General features: G+C 62.5%; 13 protein-coding genes and 1 pseudogene. 7 read left to right on the top strand and 7 right to left on the bottom strand.

The window, feature by feature from the left end:
- Positions 1-34: 34 nt before the first annotated feature.
- Positions 35-2,707, top strand: a complete 2,673-nt coding sequence (locus MRBLMC3_RS15690; protein WP_363830295.1) for a hypothetical protein — start codon at positions 35-37, stop codon at positions 2,705-2,707.
- A 72-nt stretch (positions 2,708-2,779) separates the two neighbouring features.
- On the opposite strand, the gene MRBLMC3_RS15685 is transcribed toward MRBLMC3_RS15690, so the two are convergent.
- From MRBLMC3_RS15685 to MRBLMC3_RS15675, 3 genes are all read right to left on the bottom strand, one after another.
- Positions 2,780-3,052 (bottom strand): DUF4242 domain-containing protein, encoded by a 273-nt coding sequence (locus MRBLMC3_RS15685; RefSeq protein WP_363830292.1) that lies wholly within the window; start codon positions 3,050-3,052, stop codon positions 2,780-2,782.
- Positions 3,053-3,143: 91 nt separating this feature from the next.
- Positions 3,144-3,869 (bottom strand): extensin family protein, encoded by a 726-nt coding sequence (locus MRBLMC3_RS15680; protein WP_363830290.1) that lies wholly within the window; start codon positions 3,867-3,869, stop codon positions 3,144-3,146.
- A gap of 3 nt (positions 3,870-3,872) precedes the next feature.
- Positions 3,873-4,634, bottom strand: coding sequence for an NUDIX hydrolase (locus MRBLMC3_RS15675; protein WP_363737432.1), 762 nt, complete (start codon positions 4,632-4,634; stop codon positions 3,873-3,875).
- Between the two features lie 249 nt (positions 4,635-4,883).
- Between MRBLMC3_RS15675 and MRBLMC3_RS15670 the strand changes: the two are divergent.
- From MRBLMC3_RS15670 to MRBLMC3_RS15645, 6 genes and pseudogenes are all read left to right on the top strand, one after another.
- Positions 4,884-5,030: pseudogene (locus MRBLMC3_RS15670) on the top strand (IS110 family transposase); the annotation flags it as partial.
- Between the two features lie 200 nt (positions 5,031-5,230).
- The gene (locus MRBLMC3_RS15665; protein ID WP_363830288.1) at positions 5,231-6,670 is read left to right on the top strand and encodes a CHAD domain-containing protein; all 1,440 of its coding nucleotides are present in this window, start codon (positions 5,231-5,233) and stop codon (positions 6,668-6,670) included.
- Between the two features lie 137 nt (positions 6,671-6,807).
- Positions 6,808-7,917 (top strand): endonuclease/exonuclease/phosphatase family protein, encoded by a 1,110-nt coding sequence (locus MRBLMC3_RS15660; RefSeq protein ID WP_363830285.1) that lies wholly within the window; start codon positions 6,808-6,810, stop codon positions 7,915-7,917.
- Between the two features lie 308 nt (positions 7,918-8,225).
- Positions 8,226-9,080 carry a hypothetical protein gene (locus MRBLMC3_RS15655; protein WP_363830282.1) on the top strand — a complete coding sequence of 285 codons (855 nt, stop codon included), beginning with the start codon at positions 8,226-8,228 and terminating at the stop codon, positions 9,078-9,080.
- Between the two features lie 46 nt (positions 9,081-9,126).
- Complete coding sequence (locus MRBLMC3_RS15650; RefSeq protein ID WP_363830280.1) at positions 9,127-9,927, top strand: YncE family protein; 801 nt, start codon at positions 9,127-9,129, stop codon at positions 9,925-9,927.
- 134 nt (positions 9,928-10,061) lie between these two features.
- Positions 10,062-10,466 (top strand): DUF5110 domain-containing protein, encoded by a 405-nt coding sequence (locus tag MRBLMC3_RS15645; RefSeq protein WP_363830278.1) that lies wholly within the window; start codon positions 10,062-10,064, stop codon positions 10,464-10,466.
- A 204-nt stretch (positions 10,467-10,670) separates the two neighbouring features.
- Here MRBLMC3_RS15645 and MRBLMC3_RS15640 read toward each other — a convergent pair whose 3' ends face one another.
- Genes MRBLMC3_RS15640 through MRBLMC3_RS15625 form a run of 4 tightly spaced genes read right to left on the bottom strand, consistent with a single transcriptional unit; the run spans position 10,671 to position 14,391 of the window.
- A complete protein-coding gene (locus tag MRBLMC3_RS15640) occupies positions 10,671-11,108 on the bottom strand; it encodes a hypothetical protein (RefSeq protein WP_363830275.1) in 438 nt (145 codons plus the stop codon).
- Positions 11,065-12,033 carry a glycoside hydrolase family 32 protein gene (locus MRBLMC3_RS15635; protein ID WP_414714653.1) on the bottom strand — a complete coding sequence of 323 codons (969 nt, stop codon included), beginning with the start codon at positions 12,031-12,033 and terminating at the stop codon, positions 11,065-11,067. The genes MRBLMC3_RS15640 and MRBLMC3_RS15635 overlap by 44 nt, the downstream gene beginning before the upstream one ends.
- Positions 12,030-13,418: a sugar porter family MFS transporter gene (locus MRBLMC3_RS15630; protein WP_363830272.1), complete on the bottom strand. Its 1,389-nt coding sequence runs from the start codon at positions 13,416-13,418 to the stop codon at positions 12,030-12,032. Before MRBLMC3_RS15630 ends, MRBLMC3_RS15635 begins: the two co-directional genes overlap by 4 nt.
- On the bottom strand, positions 13,411-14,391 hold the full coding sequence (locus tag MRBLMC3_RS15625) for an ROK family protein (RefSeq protein WP_363830269.1): 981 nt from the start codon (positions 14,389-14,391) through the stop codon (positions 13,411-13,413). Before MRBLMC3_RS15625 ends, MRBLMC3_RS15630 begins: the two co-directional genes overlap by 8 nt.
- Between the last annotated feature and the right edge of the window lie 112 nt (positions 14,392-14,503).

Raw genomic sequence — 14,503 nt, 5'->3', positions numbered from 1 at the left:
TTTCGTACGCGCAAAAGCTGCTAGGATGGCTCGCATGAATGGGGGCAGCACAATCGTCGAATTCTGGCGGGACAAGGAAGCACCGGCCGATGACACGGCGCAGGCGGACGACACCCTGCTATTGAAACAGGCCGTTCTGGACCTGGAGGATGAGGCCATGGCCGCAGAGGGCGACGGGCATGGTATGCCGGCCGCAGCCTGGGCCTTCCTCGTCGCCGGCCTTGGCTGGACCGGCTTTGCCGGCTGGGCGACGCTGTCGTCGGGGCAATGGCGCGCCGGGCCCGCGGCATGGCCGGGACTGGTTGCGACCATCATGGTCCCGCTTATCCTGCTGGGTGTCTGTTACCTGCTGCTTTTGCGGAACAGCCGCAGCGAATCCCGCCGCTATCTCGACACCGCCCGCGCCCTCAGGACCGAAGCGGAACTGCTGGAGCGGCGGGTTGCGCGAATCGCCAGCCAGCTCCAGACCGCACGCCAGACCATGCAGGACCAGGCGGAACTGCTCGACAGCTATGGTGCGGCCGCCAGCAGCAATATGGAGGCGTCGGCCGAGCTGATCGCGAGCCGCGCCCACAGCACCGCCGAACGCGCCGAAGCGGCCGAACGGGCCGGACTGGCGCTTGTCCAGCGCATGGAAGCGCTGGCCACCTCGATCCCGGCGTTGGAGGATCGCGCGACGCGCATGTCGGCCCAGATCGTCGACAATGGCCACGCGCTGGCGGAACGCATCGACATGCTGGAAGCGCGGCTGCATGCGCTGGGCGAGGTTTCCGACGATGCCCGCAGCCGGACGCTGTCCGCGACCAAGAGCCTGTCCAGCCAGCTCACGGAACTTCAGGAGGCCACGCGCTCGGCGACGCAGGAAGTGACCGGCATGGCGGATCTCGCTTCCGGCCGGATCGAGGCGACGACCCTGAGCGCGCGCAAGGCGATGGAGGAGAGCTGGCTCGACATCGAACAGAAGTCGATCGTGCTGAGTGGCCTCACCGAGCGGACCAAGTCGGAAATAGCGGAGACCACCCAGTCGGTCATCGCCCTGCTGACGCAGGAACTGAACCGCGTCGAGATCGACGTGCTGCACCGCCTGGAAACCACGCATGGGCGCGCCCAGGAAACCATGGCGGCGGTCGACGCCAATCTGACCGCGCAGGCCACATCGCTCAAGGCCCTTATAGAAGGTGCGCAGGCCGGGATTGCAGCTACCAGCCAGTCCGCCCTCTCCACCCTGGCCCGCGATGCCGAAACCGTGGAGGCCGAGCTGCGCCAGCGAGTGGAAGCGGCCGTGGCACAGACCCATGAGGGCATCAGGCTGACGGACGAGGGCATCATCCACCACACGGAGGCGCTGGAGGCGCTCATCGCCCGGTCGCGCGACAGCATCGCCGCCATCGGGGATGAAACCGTCGCCAACCTTGCGGATCATGTGGGTGAGATCGAAAGTCGCCTGCACCTGATCAATAATCTGGTCGAGGGCCAGCGCACGCTTGTCTCCGGCCTGCAGCGCAGCCTGGACGAGGCGGTCGATTCTGCGCAGTCCCGCTTTGCCGCGATGGAAGAGTCTGCTCTCGCCCGCAATGAGCGGCTGACCGAAGCGCTATCGCGCCTGACGGCCGAAACGCAGCGCATCGACGCCGCCCTGGCGGCGGGCGGGCTGACCGCCGAAAAGCTGATAGGCAGCGCAGAAACGCTGATGGTCGCGCTTGATTCCAGCGTCCGCGAACTTGACGAAACCTTCCCTGCGGCGCTCCAGCGCTTCGACGGCAGGATCGAAACCAGCCGCACCCTGCTCGACAGTGCCGCGCCGGAGATCGAGCGGCTGGAGGCCATATCCGAGGCGCTGCTCGGCCGGACCCAGGAGGCGGAGGAGTTGCTCCGCGGCCAGGGACGCCGCCTGTCCGAATGGCTGGAAAGCACGCAAAGCGGCGTCGATGCCAATCGCGAATTGGTGGAAAAGCTGCGCACCGCGCTCGACAATGCGCATCAGGACGCGACCCGCATCACCGAAGGCGCGGGGCCACTGCTCGTCACGGCGTTGCTCCGCGTCAAGGACACGGCCGACCAGGCGGCCGAACGCGCCCGCCAGGCGTTGAGCCGCGCCATTCCCGAAGCGGCAAACGCGCTTGCCGACGCCAGTGAACAGGCCATGCAGCGCGCGATCGACGAAAAGGTCACGGCCCAGATCGAAATGGTCGCCAGGGTGGCGGAGGAAGCCGTCAAGGCCGCCCATCAGGCCTCCGACCGCCTGACCCGCCAGCTCCTGACCATCGCAGACACCAGCGCCAGCCTGGAGGCGCGGATAGAGGAGGCCGATCGCGTCGCCGAAGACCGCGACCGCGACCATTTCGCGCGACGGTCCGCGCTGATCATCGAATCGCTCAACAGCACGGCGATCGATGTTTCGAAGATACTCTCCAATGATGTGACGGATTCGGCCTGGTCAGCCTATCTGAAGGGCGACCGCGGCGTCTTCACCCGCCGCGCCGTCAAATTGCTCGACGCGGGCGAATCCCGCGAAATTGCCCTGCATTACGACAATGATCCTGAATTTCAGGAACATGTGAATCGCTACATCCACGACTTCGAATCGATGCTGCGGATCATCCTGTCGGCCCGTGACGGCAATGCGCTGGGCGTGGCGATCCTGTCGTCCGACATGGGCAAGCTCTATGTCGCGCTGGCGCAGGCGATCGAAAGGCTGCGGCAATAGGGGTTATCCTGCCTCATGCTCAAGCGAAGGAGCATGAGGCGCTTACCATCGCCACCCCTTTCGCCAGACAGATTAGTCGGCCGTTGTCGGATCGATCGTCGCGTATATTCGGGCAATGCTGTTTGCGGGGAAACCCGCCATTTCGGCATGCTGGCGGATCAATTCCTCGCTCGGCGCACGATAGATGCAGTAGATCCTGTCGTCCGTCACATAACTATGGACCCATTGGATATCCGGGCCGAGCTGGCGCAACACATTGCAGGATCCCTGCGCCGCGCCCTTGAGCTGCTCACCCGATAACTGGCCGACGCCAGGCATGTCCCGTTCGATCACGAATTGCGGCATGACGTCCTCCCTTTCCGAAAAGACGCGCGGATCATAGGCGCTTCGCGCGCCGATTTCGAGGACGATATCGGGTTAGGACCGGCCTGGAACCTCAACGGCAGGCGCGCCCACCCCACGCGCCACGTTCCGCCTGATCAAGATGCAGGTGATCGCGGTGGGCCGCATTGTAATCGGGCGACAGGACGGTCGAAAGCAGGCCGCAGGCGCCGTCACGAACCTCATGCAGAAATTCTGCTTCCTTCCCCTCGCCCCTCCAGTCAGCCGCAACGCCGATCCGGCGGCCGTCCGTCAGGATGAAGCCCGCCACGTCAATGGCATCGGCCGTTGCATGCTCGCTGAAATCCCCGGCGCTGCGGCCATAGAGCCGACGGCAGCTATAGGCGCCGAAATGCGTGATCCGGCGCACGGCACGGCCGAAATAGCGCTGAGCGGCTGGCTGGACGACCTGCCATTCCCAGACCTTGAGGCCGGCAGCAACCGGACAGGAGGGCGCTACCGCCGCCGGTTCCAGCATGATCGCGTCCCTGGCGGGCGCCAGCCGCACTGCATCGGCATAGGCGCACTGGTCCTTGCCTCCCCGCTTCATGCGCGCATAGGCGACCCCCGCCCGGTCGAGCAGAGCCCGGCATTCGGCGGGATGCGCGGTCAGCAGGGCAAGCTTGCGCCCGGTGAACAGGCCGACCGGCTGGGCCAGATCAAGGGGCGTCCACGGCACATTCTGAGGCTGGCGACCGACATAGGCATAGCCGATCAGGCAAATGCTCAGGATTGCCCCGATCTGGACAAGGCGGCGCAAAAAGAGGTGAAGCCGGCGCATGCCTCAAGCACGCCGGACAGTCCCCATTGGTTCCGACGTAACCGGATAGCCCAGATGATCGGGAATGCAGAGATGCCGCTCCCCTTCTCTTTCCTCAAACCAGGGCGTGACCGTCTGGACCGGAATCGACAAGGCATGCGCCGACAGATCATCGAAGCCGTTGAATTGAGCCAGCCGTTCCAGATTGCGGCGGGTGGGGAAGATGATCCGCCCCTCCCCCCGGTCGCAGCGAGCGATCGTGTCCGCCGCGCTGCTCCAGAAAAGTTGCACATTTTCGGTGGCGTCCACGCTCGCATTCTGTCCTTCCGGCGCCCGTGCAATATAGAAGCGGGTGTCGAAAACGCGCTGCGCGTGCTCCAGTCGCGCGGGGTGCCAGCGGGCGAAGGGCACCAGCCGATCCAGCGCAATCTCCAGCCCATGCTCGTCAAGCATGTCGCCAAAGGCCATCCCCGCCGCAAGCGCCTGCCGCATGAGGGGGAGCCGATCCGGCGGCGGAGGAGATGTGAAGCCTATGGCAAGGCCGCTTTCCTCCAGGGTTTCCCGAACGGCGGCTATCCGCGCCGCTGCCTCATCCACAGGCAGTCCACCTGCGATCCTTTCGGCAAGCGCATGGTCGCCGGCATCCACGGCCCCACCGGGAAAGACCAGTGCCCCTGCGGCAAAGGCCATGCTCGACGCCCGTTCCATCATCAGGATTTCCGCGGCCGCGCCCGGCCGGTCGCGCAGGATCACCACGGTCGAGGCAGCGCGGCTCTCAGGAAGCATATCTGTCATGAAACCGCCAATAGGCATCCAAATCGCTGGCGGTAAAGTCCCTTGCGTCAACCCCTTGGCCCGACATCGTATGATGCTGATTGCGCCGATCTGGCGCACGGAGGGGGAGCAGATGGCAGAAGGTACATCTTGGCGAAAGCGGAGCTTCCAGATCTGTGAACGGATCGCGCGGGGTCGGTTCTGTACAATCGGACGATGTCACGGGCGAAGATGGAGCAACTTCTGTGCGAGCAGGATTCCTGCATCATTGCGATGGAAGCCTGAGCGACCAGCCATTTCTGGGGCCGCCATGCTCAATCACTCGGGCATGAGGTCCGCTTGATCCTGCCAATCTACGTCAAACCATTCGTCAAACGGCAAAGGAACAATGCTGCCGATGCCGCAGCCGATCCGGCCGAACATGCACCACGTTGCCGCCTTGAGCCGGATAGCCTTCAACGGCAAACCAATCCATGTTAACCACTTTTCATAAGCGGAAAGCGGTCAGGGCCGAGCTGCGCATCTTTCATGCTCCCTCGTCCGTTGCGCAATGGCTCATGAAGCGCTCACGAACGGCCCGGTGGGCATCGGATCAAGGGAGTGCCGCAATGCCGGTCGAGACGGAACTCAAACTGCAACTCGAACCCGACGCCATCCCCTTTCTGGAGGCGAGCGACCTTCTGGGCAAGGCGGCACCCGTGGTCAGACAGCGCTCGCTCTATTTCGACACGCCCGATCAGAAGCTTCGCGCCCATGCCATGTCATTGCGCATCCGCCGCGCGGGCCGGAGCAGGACCCAGACCCTCAAAGGCTGCGAAGGTCAGGCTGCTGGCCTGTTCGAACGATCGGAATGGGAAATGCCTGTCAAGGACGACCAGCCCAAGGTCGAGGGACTGAAGCCCCTGATCGACGCACTCGGCAAGGAGGTGAACGGCCTGGGCGTCATCTTCGAGGTACGGAATGAACGGCGGACATGGCATTTGCGGTCGGGCGGATCGGACGTCGAACTGGTTCTCGATCATGGCGCGGCTGTGGTTGCAGGGCGGACAAGCGCGATCAACGAAATGGAGCTGGAACTCAAATCCGGACAGCCCGCCGATCTGTTTCGGCTCGCCCGGCAGATCGACGCCATCGTCCCCGTTCGCCTGGGCGTTCAGAGCAAGGCGGAACGCGGCTATGATCTGCTCGGCCCGGCACGCGCCGCGTTCAAGGCGGAGGCGCTGTCGCTCGCCAAAGACGCCAGCGTTGCTGATGCATTCAGGGCCATCGTCCATGGCTGTCTGCGGCAATATCGGCTGAACGAGACGCTGTTTCTGGAAGCGCCCAATCCCGCCGCCCTGCATCAGGCGCGGGTCGGGCTGCGGCGGCTGCGCTCGGCATTCACGATCTTCAAGCCGGTCCTGGAACGCGCGAGGGCCGAGCGCTTCAAGACCCGGCTGCGCGACCTTTCCGCGGTGCTGGGGGATGCGCGCAATCTCGACGTCCTCAAGGAGAAGCCTTTACCGCAAGCAGCGTTGAGCAGGATCGAGGATGCACGGAAAGCCGCCTATGAAAAGGTGGAGCGGCGACTGCATGCCGCCGAAAGCCGCGCCTTGATGCTGGATCTGATCGAATGGCTGGGTGACGACGGCTGGTTCACCAACCATGAACTGGCGGACAGGCCCGCCATCGGTTTTGCGGAGGACAGGCTTGGGCGGTTGCGGCGGCGCATCAAGAAGGACGGTCGCCATCTCGCCCGTGGATCGGACAGTAAGCGGCATGAGGTGCGCAAGGATGCGAAGAAGCTCCGCTACGCTTCGGAATTTTTCGCCCATCTGTTCGACACGCCCAAACAGCAAAGACGTCACGGGAAATTCCTGAAGACGATGGAAAAACTGCAGGACGATCTCGGCGCCCTCAACGACCTCGCAACCGCTGACGAGATCATCGACAAGCTGGGCATCGACAAGTCCAGCACTCAGCATATCCATGCCGATCGCCACGCTCTGATCCGGCACGCCAGCAAGGCATGGGAAGACTTGATCGACCTGAAACGCTTCTGGCGCTGATCCGGCCGCTCAAACAGGCATGCTCCGCATCGCCGGGACTACCCATGTAGAAAGATGAATATTCATTATACTGCCATAAGAACGAAATCGCCACGACCCAATGTTTGGGTAGCTGCCCTTCAAACTTGGGGGGCGCCATGTTCAAAACATCTTTCACAATCCTGTTCGCCTTTATAGGCGCGCTGTCGCCTATCGGCATAGGCGAAACAGGGCTCAGGGACCAGGCAGTCGCGGCAGACACTGTCAGGGTCGAGAGACCAGACAATGTGCTGTCGGTCATGACATATAATATCAAGGGACTGCCCTGGCCGATCGCGCTCGACCGGAATGACGCCCTGGATCGGATTGGCGAGCGATTGGCAATGATGCGCCGTGATCGATGCCAGCCGCACATCGTCCTGATGCAGGAGGTTTTCTCCTCCAAGGCTGCGGAAGTGGCTGCCGTGGCCGGTTACCGGCATGCCGTAATGGGTCCCGATTCAGCCCTGCGCACGACGATGGCCATGGACGGTATCGACAGGCGCTATATCAAGGCCGCCCGCTGGGACCGGGGCGAAAATATGGGCAAGTCTCTGAACAGCGGCCTCATGATCCTTTCGGATTATCCTGTCCTCGGGATTGAGCGCATGGCCTTTCCGGACTTTGCCTGTGCCGGTTTTGACTGCCTTGCCAATAAGGGCGTGTTGATCGTCCATCTGAACATTCCCGGCGTCGGGCGAGTCAGCGTCGTCAATGCCCATCTGAACGCCCGTTCGGCGGCGATGGTGCCTGTTGCGCGATCGCAACAGGCCTTTGCCCGTCAGGTCGATCTGATGGCAGGTTTCGTTGCCCGGCATGTGCCGCAGGGACAGGCCATGATCCTGGGTGGGGACATGAATATCGGCAGCGACCGGCAACGCCAGGCCAGTTTCTTTACCGCCTTCGCGCGATCCGGCTTATCCTTCATCACGCCTGCCCTGGGCGGTGCAAGCCAGGCGCTCGCGCACGGCCAGCTGGGTGAAGGCACTATGCGGCGGGACCTGTTACACGCCGCCCGCCACGGCAAGGACTGGCTGTTCGGCCGCGACGCGAGCGGCGCGGCCCTGCCCGTTCGGCGGGCGCAAGTGCCCTTCGGCAACGAAGTGACAGGCGAACCGCTATCCGATCATTTTGGTTATGTGATCGATTATGCCCCGAAGAGGTACGGAGCGCATGAACTCATCCATTTTGCGGAGCGCGGCGAACTCCCAGGACTGGGAGGCCGCTGATGCGTACCCTATATTGCGGGTTCGCGGCGTCGCTCCTGCTGTCTGGAGGGGCCGCGCAGGCGCAGACCGCCGACATGAACGGAGCCTTTTTCCTCAAGCCCGGCCTCGCGCGTCTGATTTTGCCGCCTGCAACCAATATGAGCAGGCATTCAAGATTGCCGCGGCTGGCACGGGTTGCTGTCGACGATCGCACCCATGAAATCGCGATAGTCGTCCGGCGGCAGAAGCGGCGGTTCGTTGGAGGCAGATGGGGCGGTAGCGATCAACCCGTTTCATCCGCTGCCCTATCGCAAAGCCGCATGGTATTGATGACCTTTGAAGACCGCATTCCGCTGGCGGAGCGGCTGACTCTGAGGGCAGGTTTCCAGGGGATGAAGCTCAGCAATCGCGGCGCAAATGTCACTTCGCTCGGCAGCAATGAACGCCTTCTCACGCGCGACTGGTTCATGCCGCGGGTCGCCATAGGCTGGAGGCCGGGAGCGGATCTTGACCTGATGATCGACTATCGGGAAACATTGACCGGCTATGGCGAAACCGGCCGGACCGGGCCAATGGGACTGACCCGGGAGGATTTCAGGACATGGTCGCGGAATTTCAGGCCCGAACGGCACCGCCGCCTGCGCTTCGACGCGGATTGGCTGCCCGCAGCGGATCTGGGCGTGAAGGTAACGGCTTTTCAGGGGCGCCTCGACGATCGGCTGCTCTTTACCGACCGTGGATATATGCCGGTGGACGGCGGCTCCGCCCGCCTTCTGGGCGCCGCCGTCAGTATCAGTCATCGCCTCTCCTCAAAATGGCACTGGTCGATGCGCTATGGCGCGACGCAACTGAAGCGGACCGAAAACGGTTCCGCCACCGAACAAAGCATGACGGTCCAGGCTGGCTGGAACAGCGGCCCCTGGAGCGCGACGCTGAGCGGCACAAGAAGCAGCCGGCCCGCCCTGTGGCATGAAGCGACGGAATTGCGGGGGCCGATGCATGTCATGGGGGAGCTGCGGTACGAAATTGCCGGTCTTGATCGCACCCCGCTCAGCGTCGCGCTGCGCCTGACGGATTCCGACCGTCTTGCCAGCAATGCGCTGTTGCGCAATGACCTTTCGGGCATTGTGCATGCGACCGATCAGGCCCGTGGGCTGATGCTGAATGTCGCTTGCAACTGGTAAAACTGGCTGCCTACGGCAGCAGTCATTTCCCCATGGAGGGCAATATATGAAATGGCTCCTGCTTGCCGGCTTAGGCCTGTCGGTCCCCGCCCTCGCGCAGGAGGCATCTTCGCCGCCTGCCGAGCGGGTGAGCCTGCGCCTTTCCGCCCCCGAAGCCAATCAGGGCGCCGCGTCGGACGGCAGATTCGTCTATGCCATCGATAATGACCGGATCGGCAAATATCGCATCGATACCGGCAAGCGTGTTGCGCAATGGCAGGGGGATCGGCGACTGTTTCCCCATATGAACAGTTGTACCGTGGCCGGGCGGGAACTGGTATGCGCCGCATCCAACTATCCCGCCGTGCCGCAGACCAGCGCGGTCGAATTTTTCGACACGGCGACACTCCGTCATCTGCGAACCGTAAGCCTGGGTTTCGGCCCGGGGTCGCTCACGGTGCTTGATCGGCATAACGGCAAATGGTGGGCGGTATTCGCCAATTATGCAGGCAAGGGCGGAGAGCCGGGACGCGACACGCGCTACACGTTGCTGGTTCGCATGGACGACACCTTCCGTCAGGAAGCGGCATGGACCTTTCCGGCAGAGGTCCTGGCCCGTTTCGCCCCTTATAGCTGTTCGGGCGCAAGCTGGAGCAAGGATGGCAGGCTTTATGTGACCGGGCATGACCGGGCGGAAATGTACGAACTCGCCTTGCCCGAAGCGGGTTCGGTGCTGGAACTGCGCCGCACCGTCGCGATCGCGACGCCGGGCCAGGCGATCGATTGGGATCCGGTGCGCGCCGGCCGCCTCTGGTCGATCGACCGCGCGAAGAATGAAATGATCGCCAGCGAGATTCCAGGGGAATAGGATGAGCTTAACTTAGCCGCAAACCCGCCCACAAAGGCCGGACGACCTCAGGCGGCAACCTCATCACGCTCAAGGATGAGGGCGGGGCTTCTGCCCATACGCTTGAGGTCACGCCACGCCTCGACGAACTCCCGGTGTTCGTCCGGGGCGGAAGCATCATTCCGCGTCAGAAGCTGGTTCAGAGCACCGATGAGACGCCGACCGGCCCGCTGGATCTGGATGGGTCGGATTGCAGCGGCAGCCTGTATCTGGACGACGGCAAAAGCTTTGCTTACCGCAAGGGCTCTTTCGTCAGAAAAGCCCTCACCTGTTCTGTCGGGAAGGACGGCAGCGTTTCCATGACCATCGGGAAGAGCGAAGGGACCTTCCAACCCTGGTGGCGGGAGTTCAACGTTATCGTGCATGGGATGTCGCATCAGGCCGGGAAGGCGGTGCTCAAAGGCACAAAGTCTGGCGATCTTCCAATCGTCCGCGGCGATGAGGTGATTTCCGTGCTTATTCCTGCGCGCAAGGAGGAAAGGACGCTGATAATTGACTGAAACCGGCTCACTTCGGAGATGGTTTCCGACTGGCGTGGGTGCACCGCGTCCCGCCAGTCCGGTTTCCAACGTAAGGCGCCGACTGTGCTGAGTTGCTCAGCTTGAGGCAAGACCACAGCCAATGGCGGCTGACCGCCGGCGAGATCGTCATTTGCGAGGGTAAGGCACATGCCTGACCCTCGCTCGGAGACAAGATGATCAGGATTACATTTTGAACCGGACACCCAGACTGAAGTAACGTCCCTCGACCCTGAGATCGCGGGGGAAATACTGGGTCTCATTATAGTAGCGATAATTGTTGAACGGCTGGCCCAGGATGTTGCTCACATTGCCGACGATCGTAATCCCCTTGATCGCTTCGTAGGAAGCAGAAAAATCAAGGCGCGAAATGCCGCGGGTAATCTCCCCGGCATATTGATCCTCGTTCGAGTTGCGGTTGTAGCTGTTGATGTAGCTGGAGCGATGATTGTAGGACAGACGAGCCGACACCGGCCCCTTCTCGTAGAAGCCCGTCAGATTATAGGCCCATTTGGAAAGGCCGGTGATCCGCACCTGGCGCGCACCTTCCCCAAGGACGGTCGGTAGCGTGTTGGTCCCATCAAGATAGGTGACATTGGCCTGGACGCCGAAGCCGGAGAGCATACCGCCAGTCGTTGGCCCAGCCGATCCAGATGCGACGCGGATCGTCCTTGGGAAGGTCGTTCCAGGCAACGGCGGCGTAGAAATCGGCGCCATAGTCGGTCCAGACCGGTTCCCCGCCCCACCCCTCGACGGGAGTGAAGCGACGCCCATCAAAGTCGCCCACGAAATATTGGCCGCCAGAGCCGCCCCCGACCGCCTGGTCGCCAAGATTGATGCTGAGTACCCAGCGCTGTTCGCCCGGCTTCCCGCCTTCAACCGGAAGCAGATTGAGGTCGGGGCATTCCCAGTTGCGTCCCCGACCACCCGCTGGTCCGAAGCTGCTGGCGAAGGTCCATTGCTTGAGATTGGACGAAGTGAAAATGACCGCGCGATTTTCAAGCGCCATGACCGCGATCATCACCCATGACTTCGTCGGCTCGTGCCAGAAGACCTTGGGGTCGCGAAATTCGGGTGAACCGACGCTCAGCACCTCGCCATGCACGGTCCAGGTGCGGCCGCGATCATTGCTGTAGGCAAGATATTGGGACTGCAGCTTGGCCTTGGGATTATGTCCCGTGTAGATGGCGATCATTGGCGGCTTGCCGCCTTGGCCAAAACCACTGCTGTTCTTCCAGTCGATCACCGCACTGCCGGAGAAGGCCATGACATCAGCGGTTTCGGGGATCGCGACGGGCAATTCCTGCCAGGTTACCAGATCCCGGCTGACCGCATGACCCCAACTCATATGACCCCAGCGATCGCCATGTGGATTATATTGATAGAAGAGATGATACTCCCCTTCAAAATAGACCAGCCCGTTGGGGTCGTTCATCCAGTTCCGCTTGGGCGCGAAATGATAGGCCGGGCGGGGGTCGGCCCGCTGCGCTTCGGCCTGCACCGGGACCATCAGGGCCGCAGCCGTCAGCAGGGCAATCTTTCCGGTCATGCCTGTGCGCTCCCCAGGTCCATGTCCTCCAGCGCCACGCCGTTGGTTTCCGGCATGGCCTTCCACGTCCAGAAAAACTGAAGCAGCATCATTGCGCCGAAAAAAGCGAATACCCAGCCGCCGACGCTGGCTGCAAACACCGGAAAGGCCCAGGTGATCGCGGCGGCCATGACCCAATGGGTCGTGCTGCCGAGCGCCTGTCCCTTGCCGCGAACAGCACTCGGAAAGACCTCGGAGATAAACACCCAGATGACAGCGCCCTGGGACACGGCAAAGGCGGCGATGAAACCCAGCAGACCAACAAGGATCAGCGTACCGTCGGGATTGGCGCTTTCAAGCTGATAGCCGACGAGAAGCAGGGCGGCGGCACACAATATGGACCCGATGTACAAGAGCGGCTTGCGTCCGAAGCGGTCGATCAGGAAGAGCGCACCTATCGTGAAGAGCAGGTTGGTCCCGCCAATGGCGATGGACTGCAGCAAGGCACTGTCCGCGCCTGCGCCTGCCAGTTCGAAGACACGCGGCGCATAGTAGAGAAGCGCATTGATACCCGAAAGCTGATTGAACATGGCAATCGCGATGGCGCAGGCGACGGGACGGGCATAAGCTGGCTGGAACAGCTTGGGCGCCGCAGACCGATCGACACGTGCCTCAGCCTCCTGGATGTGGCGAAGTTCGCCGGCCGGATCAAGAAAGCCAAGCTTCCTCATGACACCGAGCGCCTGCGGTCCCCTGCCATTGATCGCCAGCCAGCGCGGGCTCTCAGGCAGCAAAACACTGACTACAAGGAAAAGGGCCGAGGGCAGGGTAACGATGCCGAACATCCACCGCCATGCGGTCTGCGCTGACACAAGGTTGGCAATCATGTAGTTGGACAGGAAGGCGATCAGGATGCCAAGGACGATATTAAGCTGGTTCATCGCGACCAGCCGCCCCCGGAACCGCGCCGGGGAAACTTCGGCGATATAGATCGGCGTCACGACGGACGCAGCGCCAATTGCCAACCCTCCCAGAAATCGGAAAGCCAGAAGCGTCAACCAGGAACCCGCAAGGCCCGTGCCAAGCGATGACACCACATAGCAGATTGCGACCGCCAGCATCACGGCCCGGCGCCCGAAGCGGTCGGCCGGCGCTCCAGCCACCAACGAACCGAGCACGGTGCCGATGAGAGCGGAAGCGACAGTAAAGCCCAACATGCCGTCGCTGAGGCCAAATCGTGCCTGCAGCGCCGAGGTCGTGCCTGAGATGACGGCCGTGTCGAAACCGAACAGGAGGCCGCCGAGCGCCGCGCCGGCCGCGCTCAAGATGATCGCGTTGGTGACCCGGGCATCACCTGCCTCGCCCGTCTGGTGAGCCGTGCGATCCGATACAGAGGGACTATGCAAATGCAGCTCCTGACAGAGAGGATTGGTTGGAGAATGATGGAAGTTCGACGGACCAGTGCATCGGCCACTGGCGTATCGCGGTCCGGTAGGCGAGCGCCAGCGCGCCCGTCAGACCCGCCGATGCTCCGGCTGTAGGCGCCACGACATAGTCGTTCATTTCCAGGGCACGCATGCTGGTGTCATAGCCAGCAAGCTTCGCGGTCAGGGCAGTCCGGACCCGCTCGTACATGCCCGGCGATTCCATGACGCCCCCACCGATGATGATGCGGTCCGGACGAACAACGTACGTCAACGTCGCACACAAGCCTGCAAGATAGTCGGCTTCGATCTCCCAGCCCGGGTGATCGATCGGCAGTTGTTCACCCGGCACACCCCAGCGCGCCCGCATCGCAGGGCCGCAAGCCAAGCCTTCCAGGCAGTCGCCGTGAAAAGGACAGATGCCTGGAAACAGCTCATCCCCTGCGGCGCGGGGCAACCGGATATGCCCCGCCTCGGGGTGATTGGCACCACCATGGGGAGCGCCGTCGATCAGCAGACCCACGCCAATGCCGGTTCCAACCGTCACATAACAGAAAGTATCGAGCCCCTGCCCGCTGCCGAACAGCCTTTCTCCGACCGCCGCACAGTTTACATCGGTATCGAGCGCCATCGGGGCGTCGATCATTTGGGAAAAATGACCAAGCAGATCGACATCCTGCCAGCCGACCTTGGGTGTGGACGTGATGCGGCCATAATCCCCGGCGACAGGGTTGAGCGACAGAGGGCCAAAGCTGCCGATCGAGAAAGCCGACAATGGACCAAGATCAGCACCGGCCTGCACAAAGAATCTGCTCGCGGCGGCGAGGGTATCAGCCGGAAGAGTTGTTGGAATCCGTTGCTGCCGAATAATACGCCCGTCGCGATCTGCGATGCCGCAGAGGAATTTCGTACCGCCGGCTTCAATGGCCCCCAGGAGGAGATTGTCATTCTGCATGATTTACTCGCACGGCAAGCCAACCCCTGCATGGTGAAGCATGGGCTGAAGCTTTAGGAATATAGGATTGATTGCGGGCATGCGGCGCCGCCCAGCGCGAGCCCAGAGACAG

Source organism: Sphingobium sp. LMC3-1-1.1 (assembly GCF_040676285.1).
Classification (GTDB): Bacteria; Pseudomonadota; Alphaproteobacteria; order Sphingomonadales; family Sphingomonadaceae; genus Sphingobium.
The sequence above is the reverse complement of the archived record's forward strand: the minus strand, read 5'-3'. Positions and strand labels throughout refer to the sequence as shown.

What these genes read in the sequence shown, in the direction of transcription:
- MRBLMC3_RS15690 (WP_363830295.1), top strand. Translation starts at nt 35, where the DNA reads ATGAATGGGGGCAGCACAATCGTCGAATTCTGGCGGGACAAGGAAGCA.
- MRBLMC3_RS15685 (WP_363830292.1), bottom strand. Translation starts at nt 3,052, where the DNA reads ATGCCGCAATTCGTGATCGAACGGGACATGCCTGGCGTCGGCCAGTTA.
- MRBLMC3_RS15680 (WP_363830290.1), bottom strand. Translation starts at nt 3,869, where the DNA reads ATGCGCCGGCTTCACCTCTTTTTGCGCCGCCTTGTCCAGATCGGGGCA.
- MRBLMC3_RS15675 (WP_363737432.1), bottom strand. Translation starts at nt 4,634, where the DNA reads ATGCTTCCTGAGAGCCGCGCTGCCTCGACCGTGGTGATCCTGCGCGAC.
- MRBLMC3_RS15665 (WP_363830288.1), top strand. Translation starts at nt 5,231, where the DNA reads ATGCCGGTCGAGACGGAACTCAAACTGCAACTCGAACCCGACGCCATC.
- MRBLMC3_RS15660 (WP_363830285.1), top strand. Translation starts at nt 6,808, where the DNA reads ATGTTCAAAACATCTTTCACAATCCTGTTCGCCTTTATAGGCGCGCTG.
- MRBLMC3_RS15655 (WP_363830282.1), top strand. Translation starts at nt 8,226, where the DNA reads ATGACCTTTGAAGACCGCATTCCGCTGGCGGAGCGGCTGACTCTGAGG.
- MRBLMC3_RS15650 (WP_363830280.1), top strand. Translation starts at nt 9,127, where the DNA reads ATGAAATGGCTCCTGCTTGCCGGCTTAGGCCTGTCGGTCCCCGCCCTC.
- MRBLMC3_RS15640 (WP_363830275.1), bottom strand. Translation starts at nt 11,108, where the DNA reads ATGCTCTCCGGCTTCGGCGTCCAGGCCAATGTCACCTATCTTGATGGG.
- MRBLMC3_RS15635 (WP_414714653.1), bottom strand. Translation starts at nt 12,033, where the DNA reads ATGACCGGAAAGATTGCCCTGCTGACGGCTGCGGCCCTGATGGTCCCG.
- MRBLMC3_RS15625 (WP_363830269.1), bottom strand. Translation starts at nt 14,391, where the DNA reads ATGCAGAATGACAATCTCCTCCTGGGGGCCATTGAAGCCGGCGGTACG.